This window comes from Bacillus sp. 0209A (genome assembly GCF_036765095.1).
GTDB classification, from domain to species: Bacteria; Bacillota; Bacilli; order Bacillales; family Bacillaceae; genus Bacillus; species Bacillus subtilis_G.
Window position 1 is genome coordinate 23,137 of the sequence record NZ_JBAIZV010000007.1, and the last position, 19,749, is coordinate 42,885.

The 19,749-nt window shown below is 47.0% G+C and carries 14 protein-coding genes; 8 read left to right on the plus strand and 6 right to left on the minus strand.

Going from position 1 to position 19,749, the window contains the following annotated elements; all coding sequences use genetic code 11:
- Positions 1–79: 79 nt before the first annotated feature.
- Positions 80–1,285 carry an MFS transporter gene (locus V6D44_RS19135; protein WP_253268809.1) on the minus strand — a complete coding sequence of 402 codons (1,206 nt, stop codon included), beginning with the start codon at positions 1,283–1,285 and terminating at the stop codon, positions 80–82.
- A 180-nt stretch (positions 1,286–1,465) separates the two neighbouring features.
- Here V6D44_RS19135 and nirB point away from each other — a divergent pair, with 180 nt between their 5' ends.
- From nirB to cobA, 5 genes are all read left to right on the plus strand, one after another.
- Positions 1,466–3,781: a nitrite reductase large subunit NirB gene (nirB, locus tag V6D44_RS19140; RefSeq protein WP_333516809.1), complete on the plus strand. Its 2,316-nt coding sequence runs from the start codon at positions 1,466–1,468 to the stop codon at positions 3,779–3,781.
- Between the two features lie 6 nt (positions 3,782–3,787).
- Positions 3,788–5,920 carry an assimilatory nitrate reductase catalytic subunit NasC gene (gene nasC, locus V6D44_RS19145; RefSeq protein WP_333516810.1) on the plus strand — a complete coding sequence of 711 codons (2,133 nt, stop codon included), beginning with the start codon at positions 3,788–3,790 and terminating at the stop codon, positions 5,918–5,920.
- Between the two features lie 120 nt (positions 5,921–6,040).
- The gene (gene nasD, locus V6D44_RS19150) at positions 6,041–8,458 is read left to right on the plus strand and encodes an NADPH-nitrite reductase (RefSeq protein WP_333516811.1); all 2,418 of its coding nucleotides are present in this window, start codon (positions 6,041–6,043) and stop codon (positions 8,456–8,458) included.
- A gap of 32 nt (positions 8,459–8,490) precedes the next feature.
- The gene (nirD, locus tag V6D44_RS19155) at positions 8,491–8,811 is read left to right on the plus strand and encodes a nitrite reductase small subunit NirD (protein WP_087993151.1); all 321 of its coding nucleotides are present in this window, start codon (positions 8,491–8,493) and stop codon (positions 8,809–8,811) included.
- Positions 8,812–8,875: 64 nt separating this feature from the next.
- The gene (gene cobA, locus V6D44_RS19160; RefSeq protein ID WP_202328824.1) at positions 8,876–10,321 is read left to right on the plus strand and encodes a uroporphyrinogen-III C-methyltransferase; all 1,446 of its coding nucleotides are present in this window, start codon (positions 8,876–8,878) and stop codon (positions 10,319–10,321) included.
- 29 nt (positions 10,322–10,350) lie between these two features.
- Here cobA and V6D44_RS19165 read toward each other — a convergent pair whose 3' ends face one another.
- The gene (locus V6D44_RS19165; protein ID WP_333516812.1) at positions 10,351–11,364 is read right to left on the minus strand and encodes an NAD(P)/FAD-dependent oxidoreductase; all 1,014 of its coding nucleotides are present in this window, start codon (positions 11,362–11,364) and stop codon (positions 10,351–10,353) included.
- A gap of 164 nt (positions 11,365–11,528) precedes the next feature.
- On the opposite strand from V6D44_RS19165, the gene V6D44_RS19170 reads away from it, so the two are divergent.
- The 3 genes from V6D44_RS19170 to V6D44_RS19180 all read left to right on the plus strand — a co-directional run bounded on the left by V6D44_RS19170 (position 11,529) and on the right by V6D44_RS19180 (position 14,214).
- On the plus strand, positions 11,529–12,383 hold the full coding sequence (locus tag V6D44_RS19170; RefSeq protein ID WP_087993148.1) for an alpha/beta fold hydrolase: 855 nt from the start codon (positions 11,529–11,531) through the stop codon (positions 12,381–12,383).
- A 96-nt stretch (positions 12,384–12,479) separates the two neighbouring features.
- The gene (locus V6D44_RS19175; protein WP_202328820.1) at positions 12,480–13,364 is read left to right on the plus strand and encodes a permease; all 885 of its coding nucleotides are present in this window, start codon (positions 12,480–12,482) and stop codon (positions 13,362–13,364) included.
- Between the two features lie 4 nt (positions 13,365–13,368).
- Positions 13,369–14,214, plus strand: coding sequence for a TIGR03943 family putative permease subunit (locus tag V6D44_RS19180; RefSeq protein ID WP_333516813.1), 846 nt, complete (start codon positions 13,369–13,371; stop codon positions 14,212–14,214).
- Positions 14,215–14,250: 36 nt separating this feature from the next.
- Here V6D44_RS19180 and putR read toward each other — a convergent pair whose 3' ends face one another.
- The 4 genes from putR to putB form a co-directional block, all read right to left on the minus strand.
- Positions 14,251–15,486 carry a proline utilization transcriptional regulator PutR gene (gene putR, locus V6D44_RS19185; protein WP_087993146.1) on the minus strand — a complete coding sequence of 412 codons (1,236 nt, stop codon included), beginning with the start codon at positions 15,484–15,486 and terminating at the stop codon, positions 14,251–14,253.
- A gap of 155 nt (positions 15,487–15,641) precedes the next feature.
- Positions 15,642–17,096, minus strand: coding sequence for a sodium/proline symporter PutP (gene putP / locus V6D44_RS19190; protein ID WP_087993145.1), 1,455 nt, complete (start codon positions 17,094–17,096; stop codon positions 15,642–15,644).
- Between the two features lie 91 nt (positions 17,097–17,187).
- Complete coding sequence (gene pruA, locus V6D44_RS19195) at positions 17,188–18,735, minus strand: L-glutamate gamma-semialdehyde dehydrogenase (protein WP_148962934.1); 1,548 nt, start codon at positions 18,733–18,735, stop codon at positions 17,188–17,190.
- A 16-nt stretch (positions 18,736–18,751) separates the two neighbouring features.
- Positions 18,752–19,663, minus strand: a complete 912-nt coding sequence (gene putB, locus V6D44_RS19200; protein ID WP_087993185.1) for a proline dehydrogenase PutB — start codon at positions 19,661–19,663, stop codon at positions 18,752–18,754.
- Positions 19,664–19,749: the final 86 nt, after the last annotated feature.

Consider the following 19,749-nt stretch of genomic DNA (forward strand, 5'->3'; position numbering starts at 1 on the left):
ACTATTTATTTTGATCGGTTCAGCGATTAAAATCAAGAGAAAATAAAAAAGACACGCACAAATGCGTATCCGTGAAAATCTAAACATCCGCCGGGCTGCTTTCCGCGCTCCAGCTTTTTCTCCAGTAATAGCCTGCGGCAAGCACGAGCGCAAACGCCAGCAGTGCGATACAGGAAAATGTAATAAATCCGATAGCATATGAGCCTGTCATCTGTTTTAGCGACCCTAAGATGTTCGGCAGGAAAAAACCTCCTATGCCGCCGGCCGCGCCGACGATTCCCGTCACCATGCCGATTTCTTTGCGGAAGCGCTGCGGCACGAGCTGGAATACTGCCCCGTTGCCCATTCCGAGCCCCATCATGCCGACAAACAAAAGAACGATGACCATCGAAAGAGACGGCAGGCTGCTGACCCCGGCCATGCACAGGGCCACGACGACAAACAAGACAGAAAGCACTTTTGTGCCGCCGACACGATCTGAAATCCAGCCCCCGACAGGCCGGAAAAAACTCCCCGCCGCCACACATAATGTAACAAAATCGCCCGCGTGAATTTTTGACAGCTGGTATTGATCGACGAAGAAAATAGATAAAAAGCTTGATAGTCCGACAAATCCCCCGAATGTGACGCTGTACAGCAGGCAGAAAAACCATGTTTCCTTCTGCCCGAACACATGCAGGTAGTTTTTGAGCGGCTGCGGCGCCGGCTGTGCAGGAGAATCCTTTGCAATGGATACAAAAAGAATAAAGACGATCAGCAAAGGAATAAGCGCAATTCCCATGACAATGTGCCAGCCGAACTGCTCCGCAAGACGCGGGCCAAACAGGGTTGCAAACAAAGTGCCGCTGTTCCCCGCGCCAGCAATCCCCATCGCAAGCCCCTGCAAATGAGGCGGATACCACCGGCTTGCCATAGGCAGCGCAACGGCAAAGCTTGCCCCCGCCACGCCAAGCAGAATCCCGATGGCATACAGCTCAGGCAGCGAACGGCCGCCAAATGTCCCCCACAGCAGCGGAATCATTGTCACCAGCATCCCGACCACTGCCGTTTTTTTCGGTCCGATTCTATCCGTTAAAATACCGAGAAGGATACGAAACACAGATCCTGCTAAAATCGGCACGGCCACCACAAGCCCTTTCTCAAAAGGAGACAGGCCAAAATCCTGAGAAATATAAACCCCCAGTGCCCCAAGCATAACCCATATCATAAAACTCACATCAAAGTATAAAAAGGAACAGAGTAAAGTGAGTGGATGACCGCTAGTTTTCAGTTCCGACAGCTTCATAAGATTCCCCTTTCTTGACCCTCGATTATTTTAAATTTTCTGAATTAAGGATATATGAGCATTTTTTTCTAGAAAAGACATGTGTAAGCTTTTGTGACACGTTTAATGCGTTAACAAAGCATTTTGACATAATTTTTAATAAGAGAAAACTTACACGCTGCAATAAAGGAGGTCTGGTACATGAAGAAACAAAGACTGGTGTTGGCAGGAAACGGAATGGCCGGCATCCGCTGTATTGAAGAAGTCTTAAAGCTGAATCGCCAAATGTTTGAGATTGTCATTTTCGGAAGCGAACCGCATCCCAACTACAATCGGATTCTCTTATCCTCTGTTTTGCAGGGGGAGGCGTCACTCGATGACATTACACTGAACAGCAAGGATTGGTACGCCAAGCACGGGATTACCCTTTACGCGGGCGAAACGGTTGTTCAAATTGATACAGATCAGCAGCGGGTCATCACGGATCGCAAACGAACCCTTTCTTATGACAAACTCATTCTGGCAACAGGCTCCTTCCCCCATATTCTCCCCATTCCCGGGGCGGACAAAGAAGGCGTCTATGGATTTCGGACAATAGAAGACTGCCAAGCGTTGATGAGCATGGCCGAACACCATCAAAAAGCAGCGGTGATCGGAGCCGGCTTATTAGGGCTGGAAGCTGCAGTCGGGTTAAAGCATCTCGGCATGGATGTCAGCGTCATTCACCACTCCTCCGCCATCATGCAAAAACAGCTCGATCACACCGCGTCGCGGCTGCTGCAGACGGAGCTGGAACGGAAAGGCTTAACCTTTCTTTTGGAGAAAGAAACCGTATCTATTTCTGGTGCCGCGCGGGCAGACGGCGTCCGTTTTAAAGACGGCTCTTCACTGAAAGCAGACTTGATTGTGATGGCGGCTGGCGTGAGGCCGAATATTGAATTGGCTGTATCCGCCGGAATCAAAGTGAACCGCGGGATCATCGTGAATGACTGCATGCAGACGAGCGAACCGAATGTGTTTGCAATCGGGGAATGCGCCGAGCATAACGGAACGGTGTACGGCTTGGCGGCACCCCTTTATGAACAGGGAAACGTTCTCGCCAAACATATTTGCGGCGTTCCGTGCGAAGGATATCAAGGCTCATCACCATCTGCCGCTTTAAAAATAGCCGGAATTGATGTGTGGTCAGCCGGAAAAGTTCACGAAGATGAACGCACGACGAGTATTAACATCTACGATGAACAAGCAGGCATCTATAAAAAAGCACTCTTTGAGGATGACAAACCGGCCGGCGTTATTTTGTTCGGAGACACACGTGACAAGCAGCGGCTTCTCGACAGCCTGCTCAAACAACGAGATATCTCCATTGTCAAAAAGCAGATCATCGAACCGGAGAAAACCGGCAGATTATTTGAATCCATGCCCTCCAGTGAAACGATTTGCCAATGCAGCTCAGTGACGAAAGGCGCGATTGAAGAAGCGGTGCACACGAAAGGCTTAACAACTGTTGAGGATGTCAAACACTGCACCAAAGCATCCGGCTCCTGCGGAGGATGCAAGCCGCTTGTTGAAGACTTTTTGAGGTACATGGCCAGCGGCGAATATACAGAGCCCGCCGATACACCTGCATTTTGCGCATGCACCGATTTGACGGAAGACGAAATCATTGCTGAGCTTCAGCGCAGACCATTCACTGATCCTGCAGAAGCGATGAGCCAGCTTGGCTGGAAAACGAAAAACGGATGCCGCAAATGTGTCCCGGCGATTCAATACTATCTGGAAAAGCTGCATGCCGGTTTTGTTCAGCCGGAATCATCCTCAGAAGACACATGCATCCTCATACCGCAAATGTACGGCGGGATGACAAACGCGGAGCAGCTAAGAAACATCGCCGACATCATCGAAGCATACAGCATCCCTGACGTATCCATCACTCACAGCCAAAGACTGAAGCTTTCCGGGATCAAGCCGGCGGAGCTCCCGAACATTAAAAAAGATCTGAAAATGCCCGTTTGCACCCATGAACACCGTCGCGCGCTGCAAAGTGTCAAAGCATGTACATGCGGGCAAAACCGGTCGATTCAGCAGCTGGCAGCCCAGATTGAAAGACATCTTGAGATGCTTTCCATGCCCGCTTCCATGTCTATCAGCTTATCATGTGAAACAGACTGCACCGATGCCGCCATACAAGATGTCGGGGCGATTCGAACGCAAGCTGGCTGGGACATTTACATCGGCGGCGTCCGGGGAACTCATGCCCGTTCCGGAGCTCTGTTTTGTGTGACAGACAACGCAGACAGCACTGCCGGCATGATCAAAGGACTGGTTCAGTATTACCGTGAAACGGCTCATTACTTAGAAGCTGTTCATCAGTGGATGGACCGTCTCGGGATCGTTCATATCAGAGAAGTGCTATTTGAAGAGGACCTTGGGACACAGCTTCTGGAAAACCTCCAAACAGACCTGTCACTGATTCAAAACCCGCCTATACAGGCTGGCGCACATAAGAAAGGATGAGGCATTTTGACTGAACGACTGCTTAGATATTTCCGTGATAAACAGCAAGACATCCAATCAGAAAAAACGTATGACACCCAATGCCCGTTTTGCAGTATGCAGTGCAAAATGCAGCTCGTGGAACAAACCATCGTCACGCGGAAAAAGTACACAGCGATCGGGATTGATAACCCTACGACACAGGGCCGGTTATGCCTGAAGGGCATGAACGCCCACCAGCATGCCTTGAACTCCTCCCGCATCACCCGGCCGCTGCTGAAGAAAAACGGCGAATTTCTGCCTGTTTCCTGGGAAGAAGCACTGAATCACATCAAAGACCAAGTGACGATGATCCAAGCAGAACACGGCCATGACGCCCTGGCTGTATACGGAAGCGCCTCAATTACGAATGAAGAGGCGTATTTGTTAGGGAAGTTCGCACGGGTTGGCTTACAGACAAAATACATCGACTACAATGGGAGGCTATGTATGTCCGCCGCTTCAACCGCAGCCAATCAAACATTCGGTGCGGACAGAGGTTTAACGAATCCCTTATCAGACATCCCCCACACCCGTGTGATCATTCTGGCCGGCACCAATATCGCGGAATGCCAGCCTACGATGATGCCGTATTTTGAAAAAGCGAAAGAAAACGGCGCTTACATCATTGCCATTGATCCCCGTGAAACACCGACAACAAAAATCGCCGATCTTCATCTGAAAATCAAACCCGGCACAGACGCCGCCCTTGCCAACGGTCTCGTCAAAATCATCATCGACGAACAGCTCGTAAACGAAAATTTCATTCGATCACGAACAAACGGTTTCGAGGAGCTGAGGAAGCATACTAACGCGTTGAGCCTGAATGATATCGCCGAACAGACGAGTGTCCCGCTGGCGCACATGCGAAAAGCCGCTGTAAAGTTTGCGAAAGAAACGTCCGGCATGCTGTTTACAGCCCGCGGGATTGAACAGCAAACCGATGGAACAGCGGCTGTAAAGGGCTTTTTAAACATGGTGCTGATCACAGGAAAAATCGGCAAACCTTATTCGGGCTACGGAGCGATCACCGGACAAGGCAACGGACAAGGCGCAAGAGAGCATGGCCAAAAAGCCGATCAGCTTCCGGGCTACCGTTCTATCGAAAATGAACAACACCGTGCGCATATTGCGAAAGTGTGGGGAATTCATCAGGATGAACTCCCGCGAAAAGGTGTCTCGGCCTATGAAATGATAGAAAAAATCAATGACGGCGACATCAAAGGACTGTTCCTTATGTGCTCCAACCCTGCTGTCTCCAGCCCAAATGCAAATTTCGTAAAAAAAGCTCTGAGAAAACTGACATTCTTTGTTGCGATCGATTTGTTTATGTCTGAGACTGCGGCATACGCAGATGTGATTTTGCCCGCCTCCTCTTATTTAGAAGATGAGGGAACCATGACAAATGTCGAAGGCCGCGTGACATTAAGAGAAGCAACCCGGCCATGTCCCGGTGAAACAAAGCATGATTGGCAGATTATTTGTGACATCGCATCCGCTCTCGGGAAAGGCCGCTACTTTTCTTACACGTCAGCTAAGGATATTTTTAATGAATTGAGAGAAGCGAGCCGAGGCGGGATTGCCGATTATTCAGGCATCACATATGACAGGCTCAGACGTGAAGGCGGCATTCATTGGCCATGTCCGGAACCTGATCACCCCGGAACAGGACGCTTGTTTGCGGACTCATTTGCCCATCCGGATCAAAAAGCGGCACTAAGTGTGATTCCAAACGAACCGGCCGTTCCAAAAGAGAAGCCGACAGCCGATTATCCGCTTTATTTAACGACAGGCCGAGTCATGTCTCATTACTTAACAGGCGTTCAAACGAGAAAAAGCGCCGCCCTTGCCGCGAGACATTTTGAATCATTTATGGAAATACACCCGCAAACTGCGGCATCCTTCCATATCGAAGACCGTGTGCTCGTAAAAATAGAATCACCGCGGGGAAGCATCACCGTCCGCAGCAAATTATCGGAACAAATCAGAAAAGACACCGTTTTTGTTCCCATCCACTGGGCAGACGCTCAAAATGTGAATGATTTAATCGGCGAAGCCTTAGATCCAGCCTGTAAAATGCCCGGTTTTAAAGTATGCGCCGTCCGAATCAGACCTTTTTAAATTTTTCATAAAATTTTTAGAACTTTTCGTATATTTTGTTACATTTTATAACATGTATCTTAAATATTCCTTTTCGCTGTGCTACGCTAGAAAAAACATTGATAAGGAGCGGATCATCTGATGGGAAAAAAACAACTAGTTCTTGTTGGAAACGGAATGGCCGGGGTAAGGGCCATTGAAGAGATACTGAGTGTTGCAAAAGACGAGTTTCAGATCATAATTTTCGGTGCCGAACCGCATCCCAATTACAACCGAATCCTTTTGTCAAAAGTGCTTCAAGGCGATACCGACATTAAAGATATTACGTTAAATGATTGGGACTGGTATGAAGAAAACAATATTCAATTGTATACAAATGAAACAGTCATCAAGGTGGACCCGGAAAACAAAACGGTCATCACAGATGCAGACAGAATCCAGCCTTATGACGAATTGATTCTGGCGACAGGCTCTGTCCCTTTTATCCTTCCGATTCCGGGCGCAGACAAAAAAGGCGTCACCGCTTTCCGGGACATAAAAGATACAGACACGATGCTCGCCGCGTCAAAACAATATAAAAAAGCAGCCGTCATCGGAGGAGGCCTGCTCGGTTTAGAAGCCGCCCGCGGACTGCTGAATCTCGGCATGGAGGTATCCGTCATCCACCTCGCGCCATTCCTGATGGAACGACAGCTTGACGCAGCTGCGGGACGCCTGCTGCAAAACGAGCTAGAAAAACAAGGAATGACATTCTTGCTTGAAAAACAAACCGAAGAGATTATCGGTGATGGCCGTGTTGAAGGCCTCCGCTTTACAGACGGCACAAGCATTGAAGCAGATTTAGTCGTCATGGCCGTAGGCATCCGCCCGAATACAGCGCTCGGAGCCGAAAGCGGCATTCCGGTGAACCGCGGAATCATCGTCAACGATTATATGGAAACTGAAATCCCGCACATTTATGCGGTCGGCGAATGCGCTGAGCATCGGGGGATCGCATACGGGCTCGTGGCGCCGCTCTATGAACAGGCAAAAGTGCTGGCGAAGCATATGTGCGACATCGAAACAAAACCGTATGAAGGCTCCGTTCTCTCCACTCAGTTAAAGGTATCAGGCGTCGAGGTCTTCTCTGCCGGTGACTTTGATGAATCAGAGGAGAAAAAAGCAGTTAAAGTCTTCGATGAGCAGGACGGCATCTATAAAAAAATCGTCCTGAGGGGCAATCAAATTGTCGGTGCTGTTTTATTCGGCGACAGCAGCGAAGGCAATCGCCTGTTTTCTATGATTCAAAAAGAAGCCGACATCACTGAAACCTCTAAAATATCAATCTTACAGCCTCTCAACCAAGAAGCAGGCACAAGCATTACCGCGGCGATGAGCGACGATGAAATCATCTGCGGCTGTAACGGCGTGTCAAAAGGTACGATTATTCAAGCCATACAGGAAAAAGGTTGCTCGTCAACGGACGAGATCAAAGCATGCACCGGTGCATCCCGTTCATGCGGAGGCTGTAAACCACTCGTAGAAGAAATCCTCCAGCATACACTCGGATCAGACTTTGATGCGTCAGCGCAAAAAGAAGCGATTTGCGGCTGCACGACATTGTCGAGAGATGAAATCGTAGAAGAAATTAAAGCCAAAGGGCTGTCACATACAAGAGAAATCATGAACGTACTCGGCTGGAAAACGCCAGAAGGCTGTTCCAAATGCCGGCCGGCTTTGAACTACTACTTAGGCATGATCAATCCAACCAAATACGAAGATGACCGGACTTCCCGCTTTGTTAACGAACGAATGCACGCCAATATTCAAAAAGACGGAACATATTCAGTCGTGCCCCGGATGTACGGCGGCGTGACCAACTCCACAGATTTGCGTAAGATTGCCGATGTCGTCGACAAATATGAGATCCCGCTCGTTAAAATGACCGGCGGCCAGCGAATTGATCTCATCGGCGTGAAAAAAGAAGACCTTCCGAGGGTATGGAAAGATCTCGATATGCCGTCAGGCTACGCGTACGGGAAAACGCTCCGCACAGTAAAAACGTGCGTAGGCGAGCAATTCTGCCGCTTCGGCACGCAAGACTCCATGGCACTGGGCATTGCGCTTGAGAAAAAATTCGAAGGGCTGAACACGCCTCATAAAGTGAAAATGGCCGTGTCTGCCTGCCCGCGAAACTGTGCGGAATCCGGCATTAAGGACCTTGGCGTTGTCGGCATTGATGGAGGCTGGGAGCTTTATGTCGGCGGAAACGGCGGAACTCATTTACGTGCCGGCGATTTGCTGATGAAGGTGAAAACAAATGAAGAAGTCTTAGAATACGCAGGCGCTTATCTGCAATACTACCGCGAAACCGCAAACTATCTGGAGCGTACATCCGCATGGCTTGAGCGCGTCGGTTTATCCCATGTCCAATCCGTGTTAAACGATCCGGAAAAACGGCAGGAGCTGAACGACCGAATGAATGAAACACTCTCTGTCCACAAGGATCCGTGGAAGGGCTTTTTGGAAAATAAACAAACCTCTAAAGAATTATTTGAAAACGTCGTGACCACATCATAATGACAAAAAACAAACATGAAGGAGGAATGAACATGGTAAACAAAGGCGCAACAAAAGTATGGATCGGAAAAATTGAAGAATTGCCTGAACAATTAGGCAAAACAGTGTATATTGAAGATAAGGAACTCGCGGTTTTTAAGCTTTCAAACGGAAGCGTCCGTGCCATCGAAAACCGCTGTCCGCACAAGGGCGGCGTTCTGGCGGAAGGTATCGTCAGCGGCGAATATGTTTTTTGCCCGATGCACGACTGGAAAATCTCCTTAGAAGATGGAACCGTCCAAGCACCGGATCACGGATGCGTCAAAACATACGAAACGCTGATCGAAGGAGAACATGTTTATCTCGTATATTGATCAAAAGACCGGATCACTTTTCAAGTGATCCTTCATTTTTACAGTGACGGAAGGATGACATGACATGAAGAACGGAATCGTATATTTCGTGGGAGCAGGCCCCGGCGATCCGGGGCTGCTCACCATCAAAGGGAAACAGGCGCTGGAGAAAGCAGATGTTATTTTATATGACCGGCTCGCCAACCCGAAGCTGCTCGAATTCGCATCACCAGCCTGCCAATTTATTTATTGCGGAAAACTGCCAGACCGCCATTTTATGAAACAAAGAGAAATTAATGCCCTGCTGGTTGAAAAAGCATCAAAAGGATTAACCGTCGTCCGTTTGAAAGGCGGAGATCCGAGCGTATTCGGCAGAGTCGGTGAGGAAGCAGAAGCTCTCTATGAGCACGGCATCCGCTATGAAATGGTGCCGGGTATCACCTCCGGAATTGCAGCGCCGTTATATGCGGGCATCCCCGTCACGCATCGGGATTTCGCATCATCTTTTGCCATGATTACAGCACATGATAAATCATTAAAAGGAACGCCGAATCTCGATTGGGAAGGGCTTGCCAGAAGCGTTCAAACCCTTGTCTTTTACATGGGCGTTAAGAATTTGTCTTATATTTGCCAGCAGCTCATTGCGTACGGAAAATCTCCTTCCGTTCCTGTCATTGTGGTCCAATGGGGAACGTGGGGCCGCCAGCGGAGTGTGAAAGGCTCGCTTGTGAACATTCAGCAGAAAATACAGGAACACCAGATCACAAACCCTGCGATTATCGTCATCGGGGATATCGTCAATTTTCAAACACACAGCTGGTTTGAGAGCAAACCGCTCATCGGCCAGCACATGATGGTCGTCACTCATGGCAATGATGAAGACCAGCTTGCAGACAAGCTGCGTGCTTCCGGTGCCGATGTCATCGAGTGGCCGAAATGGCGGACCGAAAACATGCCTGTCAATGAAGAGATTCTTCGAAAGATCGGCACCTTTGAAGACATTGTTTTCACATCGCGCCGTGCGGTTTGTGAATTTTTCCAAGCGCTGGCATCCAAGAAAATCGACGTACGCCAGCTGACAGCCCGACTGAGTGCGGCATCTGAACAGGCAGTGACAGAGCTTGAAAAACGGGGCTTTCTCGTCTCCGCCACTCAGCCTGATTCAGAAAAACGTCTTGTTGTCGGGAGCCGCCATTCAGTGGAAAACGTGCAGAAGCATGAGTCCTGTACGTTTTATATCACCCATGAAAACGTCATAGATGACCGGTTCACCCACATGATTCAGCGAACCATCAGTGAATCTCCGCTGCATATGGTCATTTGCCCGAGCAAGCCGTCCGTTCAGCAATTGATCAGCGCAGGCGAACAAATTGGTATTTCGCCGGAGCCATCAGCTAACCGACCTCCTATCGTCTGCATAGGCGATGACTCAACTGCCGATGCTTATGGATTCACAGCGGTCCAAGAGCAGGATGAATTATTTGCTTTAATTCAAAATCAACAGGCGGAAAAAAAGCTCATTCACAGCTAATTGCGGCAGCCCTTTTCTTAAGGGCTGTTTTATTTATGCACCAATTTTTTGTGATGGGTTGAATACATCGCCATATTCTCGGCCTTAGGGTCCAAATATGCCTTCGCGCTGTTGACCGCTGTCGGGCCTTCCGTAAAGCCGCCGGCAATCAATCTCAGCTTGCTTTCATAAAAAGCCGCGTCACCCGCCACAAACACACCCGGAAGATTCGTCCGCATATGTCTGTCAGCTTTCACCCTGCCTTCTTCAATCTCCAGCCCCCACTCCTTCATCGGTCCGAGATCAATTTTGAAGCCATGATTAACGATCAGCTCGTCAACCTCTATGTTTTCCATCTGGCCAGATGACTCAGTATGACAAATCGTCACGTTTTGGATACGCTCCTCATCGCCGCTCAGCTGCTCCAGACAATAAGGAGTGAGCACCTGCACCGATGATTGCTTCATCTTCGTCACGCTGCTTTCCATTCCGCCGAATTCCTCACGCCGGTGAACGACAGTCACAGAAGCCGCAATCGGTTCCAGCTCATTAGCCCAATCGACCGCAGTATCTCCGCCGCCTGAAATCACGACCCGCTTCCCTTTAAACGCATCAAGCTTCTCCACTCCATAATGAAGATTTTTGCCCGCGTACCGGGTTGCATCCTCACTGTCAAACTCATTGACCTCAAGCGTTCCCATGCCGACAGCTAAAATCACGGTACGTGTATAATGCTTTTCTCCTTCAGAGCTTGTCAGCGCAATGGTGCCGTCTTCCAAGCGTTCAAATCCGGTCACACGCTGATTCAGCACGATGTCAGGATCAAACGTCGCCGCCTGCTCCTTCAGCTGCTCGATCAGCTGCTTTCCCGCAATCCCCGGTATTCCGCCGATATCCCGAATGATTTTCTCAGGAAAGAATAAAGATACCTTCCCTCCGAGCCGCGGCAAAAATTCGATTACTTTCGTTTTCAGCTCCCGCATCCCGCAGTAAAAAGCCGTAAACAGCCCGATCGGCCCTCCGCCTATAATTGTGACGTCATACACCTGTTGATTCTCAGCCATCCGTCCTGCCTCCCGTTCACATCTATATCAAAATCGTTTTAATTGAGAATGAATATCAATAAAAAGTATATCATATTTCACGAGCCTGTGTTTATTCATTTCTGCTCCTTGTGATAAATTGTTGAAAACCCTATAATAGGCAGAAAAACAATTGGGAGAAACAGATGAAAAGACGAGTTGAAACGATCACTTTCGAAGGACATACACTAGAATATTCTGTTACAGGCAAGGGAGCTCCCATTCTTGTCATGCATGGCGGGCATTCAAATTGTTATGAGGAATTCGGGTACACGGCGCTGATTGAGCATGGGTATTCCATCATCACGCCTTCAAGGCCCGGTTACGGACGAACGTCAAAAGAGATTGGAAAAAGTCTTGCTGACGCCTGTCGTTTCTATGTAAAACTATTAAGTCATTTACAAATCGACAGTGTCCATGTCATAGCCATCTCAGCAGGAGGGCCGAGCGGCATAAGCTTTGCCTCACAATATCCGGAAAGGGTGAACACTCTGACCCTGCAATCCGCGGTCACCAAAGAATGGCTCACTCCAAAAGACATTGAATATAAAATGGGGAGAATCCTCTTCCGCCCGCCGTTGGAAAAGCGGATATGGAAGCTGATTTCTTATTTGAATAACGCCTTCCCGCGTTTGATGTTTCAAGCCATGAGCCCGCAATTCAGCACGCTTTCGTTTCAGCGAATCAAGTCCATGATGGATGAAAAAGACATAGAAGCATTTCGGAAAATGAACAGCCGGCAGCGCTCCGGTGACGGATTTCTGCTAGACTTGTCACAAACCGCCGCTATCTCTTCAAAGGAGCTGCAGGCCATCCCGTGCCCCGTACTGATTATGCAGAGTGTTTATGATGGATTTATCAACAAGTCACATGCACATTATGCAAAAAAACACATTCCTGACGCTGCTCTCCATTTGCTTCACTCATGGGGGCACCTGATCTGGCTCGGGAAAGAAGCTGCTGAAACAGATAGAATCATACTCGAATTTTTAGAATCCTAAACAAAGTGAAACAATTTTTCCTCCTCCTCCGTCAAACAAGCAGTGCCTTTTTTCTGATATGATAAAAGGCAGCTTAACATGAGCGGAGGTTTTATTGTGACAGCACAATCATCTTTTCTTCAGCTGAATTCTATTTTTATCAGCATTTTAATAGAAGCCATTCCGTTTATTCTGATCGGCGTCATCCTTTCCGGAATCATTCAAATGTTTGTTTCTGAAGAAATGATTGCAAGGATCATGCCAAAGAACCGCTTTCTCGCCGTTTTATTTGGTGCGCTAGCCGGCGTATTATTTCCCGCCTGCGAGTGCGGCATTATCCCGATTACAAGGCGGCTTCTGCTAAAGGGGGTTCCTCTGCATGCGGGCGTTGCTTTCATGCTGACCGCGCCGATCATCAATCCTATCGTCTTATTTTCTACTTTTATTGCGTTCGGGAACAGATGGAGCGTTGTCTTTTATCGGGGCGGACTGGCGCTCGCGGTATCGGTGATCATTGGGATTATCTTATCCTATCAATTTAAAGATAACCAGCTTTTAAAGCCTCATGAACCCGGGCATCACCACCATCATCACCACACCCTGCTGCAAAAGCTGGGAGGGACCTTGCGTCATGCCATTGAAGAATTTTTCTCCGTGGGGAAATATTTAATTATCGGCGCCTTTATCGCAGCCGCTATGCAGACGTATGTCAAAACATCCACTCTGCTTGCGATCGGGCAGAATGATATATCCTCTTCCCTTGTGATGATGGGGCTGGCGTTTGTCTTGTCGCTCTGTTCAGAAGTTGATGCGTTCATCGCGTCTTCCTTCAGCAGCACATTTTCATTAGGATCGTTAATCGCCTTTCTCGTCTTTGGTGCGATGGTGGATATTAAGAATCTATTGATGATGCTTGCGGCCTTCAAAAAACGATTTGTTTTCCTGCTGATTACGTACATTGTCGTGCTCGTCTTAGCGGGATCACTACTGGTAAAGGGGTGATTGGATGTTTCGTCTATTGGTGCTGATGGGATTTACGTTTTTCTTTTATCATCTGCATGCCTCAGGAAATCTTACAAAATATATCAATATGAAATATGCCTATCTTTCCTTTATTGCGATCTTCCTGCTGGCCATACTGACAGCCGTTCAAGCATATGTATTTATCAAGTCGCCTGAAAAAGGCGGGCATAATCATGATTGCGGATGCGGCCATGATCACGAGCATGAACAAAACAAGCCATTTTATCAGCGTTATTTGATTTATGTTGTTTTTCTTTTCCCTTTGGTGTCGGGTATTTTCTTCCCGATTGCGACGCTTGACTCATCCATTGTCAAAACAAAAGGGTTCTCGTTTAAGGCGATGGAGAGCGGAGACCATTACTCGCAAACACAGTATTTGCGGCCTGATGCCAGCCTTTACTACGCGCAAGACAGCTATGATAAACAGATGAAACAACTGTTTAAGAAATATTCCAGCAAGAAAGAGATTTCGCTGACCGATGAAGATTTCCTAAAAGGCATGGAAACCATATATAACTATCCTGGCGAATTTCTCGGACGGACGATTGAATTTCATGGATTTGCGTATAAAGGAAATGCGATTAACAAAAACCAGCTGTTCGTGTTGAGGTTTGGCGTCATTCACTGTATCGCTGATTCCGGCGTTTACGGGATGCTTGTGGAGTTTCCGAAGGACATCAACATCGAGGATGATGAATGGATTCATATTAAGGGCACGCTGGCCTCAGAATATTATCAGCCTTTCAAATCAACGCTTCCTGTTCTGAAAGTGACCGACTGGAACACCATTAAAAAGCCTGATGATCCTTACGTTTACAGAGGATTTTAAGTGAAGACGAAACCAGTACACGGACTGGTTTCTTTTTTATTTCTTTTTCATCAGCATCAAATCGAGATAGAGCTGGCATCGTGTCCTAAAATCGCTTAAATTTATCGACGTCATTTCAGTAATCTGTTTGATGCGGTAATTCAATGTATTCTGGTGAATAAACAGCTGTTCTGCTGCTGGTTTTGTTTTGCAGTTGTTGAGAAGATAGATTTCCAGCGTTTTCAGCAGCTCGGTGCTGCTTTCTTGGTCTTTTGCTTTTAATAAAGCCAAATCCTTATTCTCGTATTTTAAAAATTTATTTTTCTGTTCAATGCTTTCTAAATAACGGTAAATGCCGAGTTTTGCATATTCATATGGAATGTTTTCCTGATTGCCGGTGATTTCCGCGGCTTTGATCACTTCAAGCGCTTCTGTGTAGCTCTTGCCAAGCTTTAAAAGGTGATCATATTCGTTTCCGATACCGATATAAATAGGGGTGGGAATTCTTTGAAAGTGAAAATGTGTTAACAGCTTGTTAATAAATTCAGAAGCTGCCGAGGAGACGGAGCTTTTTTGGGAAAAACTCGCTACGACGATGACAATATTTGAATCAATCGTTAAGACATGACTGACTTTATCCCGTAAATTTAGGTACGACCTGATATTTTCCTTTAAATCCTCAACCGCTTCCCCATCCCCATTCGCGGCGTGCAGGATGACAACTGAAAACATGGAAGGCAGCACGGTGTTAATCCTTTCGGCTTCCCGTTTGAGTTCCTTCTCAGAGGTAAATTGCTGATAGATCGCCCGTTTGACAAGATCTTCTGCTTTTTCTTCCTTTTCCTGTTTCAGCTTGTTCGTTTTATAAATGATTTTCCCGACATGGAAAGAGGTCTCATACAAAAAGTCGAGTTCTTCTTCCGTCAGATTTTGGTCCAGCTCCTGAACCCAGATGTAGCCCATGACATCCCCTTTGTGTTTCGCACTCACGACCACTCTCTGGTTTAACCCAATGCTTTCAATTTTATTGACGCGAAAAGGCTCAGGTTCTGTTTTCAGTTTTTCAATGACTCCATCCTTCAGAAATCTCTCAAAAATCTGAACCGGGCATTTTTTTGAAAAAATAGTCTGCTGGTTGGCAGAATCAAAATGGTTAATATAGTAAGAATTATAGGCTAACAAAAAGAAATCTGCGCTTTCCAGTATGACTGGTTTTTGCAGTTCATAACTGATGAAGTCAATCAGCTTATCGACATCTGAAAATGAAAAAACTCTCTCTAAAAGCTCTTCCATACCTTTTTCTCCTATACTTTTTTTTACTTTAATCATATCCATACGGGGTCTATTTGTATAGAAAAAAAATACGTTTGTTTCCAAAAGAAAAAAACGGCCCGTTTAAAAGGAGAAAAGAGGAAAAAGGGACAGCCCCTTCCTCCTCCTTTCGATCTTTATTGTGACATTGTATCTTGGTAGTCTTTAAACTGGTCTGCGACAGCTTGTGACGGAGCCTGCGTCAATATACTGACGATAAAGACAGATAATAGGCTCGCAGCAAAACCAGGTATGATTTCATACAGAAAATCCGAAAGACCGGCATTCGCCCAAATGATTACAGTTGCTGCTCCCACAATCATGCCGGCGAGTGCCCCCCATTTAGTCATTCGTTTCCAAAACAGACTGAGCAGTACAACCGGCCCGAATGATGCGCCGAAGCCAGCCCACGCGTAGCTAACCAATCCAAGGATCGTATTATTTTTCTCCCAAGCTAGGAATAACGCGATGACAGAAATCACAAGCACAGCCAAACGGCCCAAAAACACCAGCTCTTTATCAGAGGCTGAGCGCCTGAACATCGACTTATACAAATCTTCTACCAAAGAGCTTGATGTCACAAGCAGCTGGGAAGAAATTGTACTCATAATCGCGGCCAAAATAGCTGATATCAGAAAACCTGTAATAATCGGATGGAACAAAATATTCCCTAATTGAATAAAGATCGTCTCTGGGTCCTTCAGTGTCATGCCATTCTGATGGTAATAAGCGATTCCGCCCAAACCGGTCAGCACAGCGCCGACTGCCGACAACATCATCCAGCCCATTCCGATTCTGCGCGCTTTTTTGATCTCTTTGACAGACGTTATTGCCATAAAACGCACAATGATATGCGGCTGTCCAAAGTATCCCAAACCCCATGCAAACAAAGAAATAATGCCAAGGACGCTTGTTCCTTTGAAAATATTAAACATATCTGGATCAACAGACCGGATTTCAGTAACTGCTTCACTTGTTCCTCCCGTGTGGAAAAACGTAACGATCGGAACAAGAATGAGTGCGGCAAACATAATGATCCCCTGAACAAAATCTGTCCAGCTGACTGCCAAAAAGCCGCCAAACAGAGTATATGCCACAACAACACCAGTCACAACCCACAAGCCTGTATGATATTCCATCCCCAAAATACTGTTGAATAAAACACCGCCGGATACCATTCCAGACGAAACATAAAATGTGAAGAAGACTAAAATCACAATCCCTGAAAACAATCTAAGAAGCTTTGTTTGATCTCCGAAGCGGTTTTCTAGGAATCCGGGAATTGTGATGGAATTCCCCGCTTGTTCCGTATAGGTTCTCAGCCGCGGCGCGACGTAGAGCCAGTTCGCCCATGCTCCAAGACAAAGTCCGAACGCAATCCACACACCGCTCAGACCCGTTGAAAACATAGCGCCCGGGAGCCCCATCAGCAGCCAGCCGCTCATATCGGCAGCGCCGGCACTGAGAGCGGTTACGGCCGGTCCCAAAGAGCGTCCTCCCAGCATGTAATCCGTCAGATTCGACGTACGCTTGTAAGCAAAGTAGCCGATCAGCAGCATCCCCGCCATATAAATACAAATCGAAATAATCAGCTGTGTGTTTTCTATGGCACTTCCTCCTCTTTTTTATGGTATATGGATGAAATGGACATCCCCGCAGGGAGGATGCCCATTTAGTCCCGCTTTAGAACATTTCACTGATCGTTTTAGCCTGCATGTGCAGTGCCAAGTAATCCGGCCCGCCTGCTTTTGAATCCGTTCCGGACATTTTGAAGCCGCCGAACGGATGGTAGCCGACGATAGCGCCTGTACAGTTGCGGTTGAAGTACAGGTTTCCGACATGGAATTCCTGTTTCGCACGCTCGATGTTTTTGCGGTCGTTTGTAATAACAGCGCCTGTCAAACCGTACTCAGTATTGTTTGCCACTTCTAAAGCTTCATCAAAGTTTGACACTTTAGAAAATGCAACGACAGGCCCAAAAATTTCTTCCTGCATGAGTCTTGCTTTCGGATCAAGGTCAGCGAAGATCGTCGGTTTGATGAAGTATCCTTTTGAATCGTCACCAGTGCCGCCGCTTACTAAACGTCCTTCCTGTTTTCCGATCTCAATATAGCTCATAATTTTATCATAAGAACCTTGGTCAATGACAGGCCCCATATAAACATCCGCACTGTCAGGTTTTGCTGTCACTTTAGATTCCGTAATTTCAATGACACGCTTCAATACTTGATCATACACTTTTTCATGGACAACTGCACGTGAACCTGCAGAACATTTTTGTCCCGCAAAGCCGAACGCTGACTGGAAGATCGATTGTGCAGCAAGTTCAACATCTGCATCTTCACAAACGACAACTGTATCTTTTCCGCCCATTTCAGCAATAACACGTTTTAAGTGCTGCTGGCCCGGCTGGACTTTCGACGCGCGTTCGAAAATTCTCGTACCAACTTCTCTTGATCCCGTAAATGTGATAAGGCTAGTTTTCGGATGGTCAACAAGGTAGTCACCGACTTCCGCCCCGCTGCCAGGAACGAAGTTGACTACACCTTTCGGCAATCCAGACTCTTCAAGCACTTCAACGAATTTTGCAGCAATGACAGGTGTCGCGCTCGCAGGTTTAAGAACAACTGTATTTCCAGTAACGATCGGCGCCACTGTCGTGCCAGCCATGATCGCAAACAAGAAGTTCCAAGGCGGAATAACAACTGTTACACCAGTCGGCGTGTATACATATTGGTTTTTCTCGCCTTCACGGCTGTTGACAGGTTTGCCTTTTGCCAGTTCGATCATTTGGCGTGCATAATATTCCATAAAGTCGATCGCTTCAGCCGTATCAGCATCTGCCTCGTTCCATGGCTTCCCTGCCTCTTTTACAAGCAAAGCGGAGAATTCATGTTTTCTTCTGCGGACTTTGGCAGCAGCGCGGAAAAGGACAGCCGCTCTTTCTTCCGGAGACGTGTATCTCCAATCCTCGAATGCTTTCGCAGCCGCTTCAATTGCTTGCTCAGCGTGCTCTTGAGAAGCTTTTGACACTCTGCCGACGACTTCTTCTTTATCAGCCGGGTTGATCGAAACGATTTTCGCTTCTGTTTCCACTCTCTCGCCGTTAATGACAAGCGGATAGTCTTTTCCTAAATATTCGCTTACCGTCGCAAGCGCTTTTTTAAACTCTTCTACATTGTTTTGATCCTGGAAATTTGTAAATGGCTCGTGTTTGTAAGGTGTTGTCATGATAATCTCTCCTTTTTTACTTCTTTGTCATTCCTTTGAGAGCAAATGCAATGTTTGACGGACGTTCTGCAAGGCGTCTCATAAAGTAGCCGTACCAATCTTCGCCGTATGGCAGGTAGACTCTCATGTTATAACCTTCTTTTACGAGGCTGAGCTGGGTTTGCGACCGCATGCCGTACAGCATCTGAAATTCAAACTTGTCATTGGCGATGCCATTTTCTTTGGCAAGCTGCTTTGTATAGTCGATCATTTTGTCGTCATGTGTGGCAATCGCTGTATAGTGACCGTTTAAGAGCTGCTTTCGGATGATTTTTTTATAATTTTCATCGACATCGCTTTTCTCCGGGAAAGCTACTTTTTGTGATTCTTTATAAGCTCCTTTTACAAGGCGAAGGAACGGGTTTAAAGAATCCAAATCGTCAATATCACTTTCCGTTCGGTACAGATAGGCTTGCAGCACTGTGCTCACATACTCGTATTTCCTTCTGAAATCCTTGAAAACATCAAGTGTTTTCTGGCATCTGACTTCATCTTCCATGTCGATGGTGACCATGATTTTATGCTTCTCGGCCGTCTGAAGGATTTTCGTCATATTTTCATACACCAGATCCATATCTATATCGAGACCTAAAGACGTCATTTTTAAAGAAACTTGTGAGTTCAGCTGCTGATCCGCAATCGTCGCAATGGTTTGAATGCACTCTTCCGTACGCTCCCGCGCGACCTCTGCGCTGTCTACAAACTCTCCTAAATGATCGACAGTAACTGACAAGCCTTGGCTGTTAAGCTGTCGAATCGTCGGGATTGAACTGTTAAAATCATTCCCTCCGATAATTTTACCCGCTGCTACCCGGCTTCCCCAGTTCTTTGCCATTTTATTGAGAAAGCCGCTTTTGGATAAAAATAAGAAAAAATCTCTTGTGATCACTTCCAACCTCAACACCCCGCAATCTAAGAAGTATTTGTATGAGTTAATTGTAAATGGACAAAACCCACGTTCACAATATTCTCAAA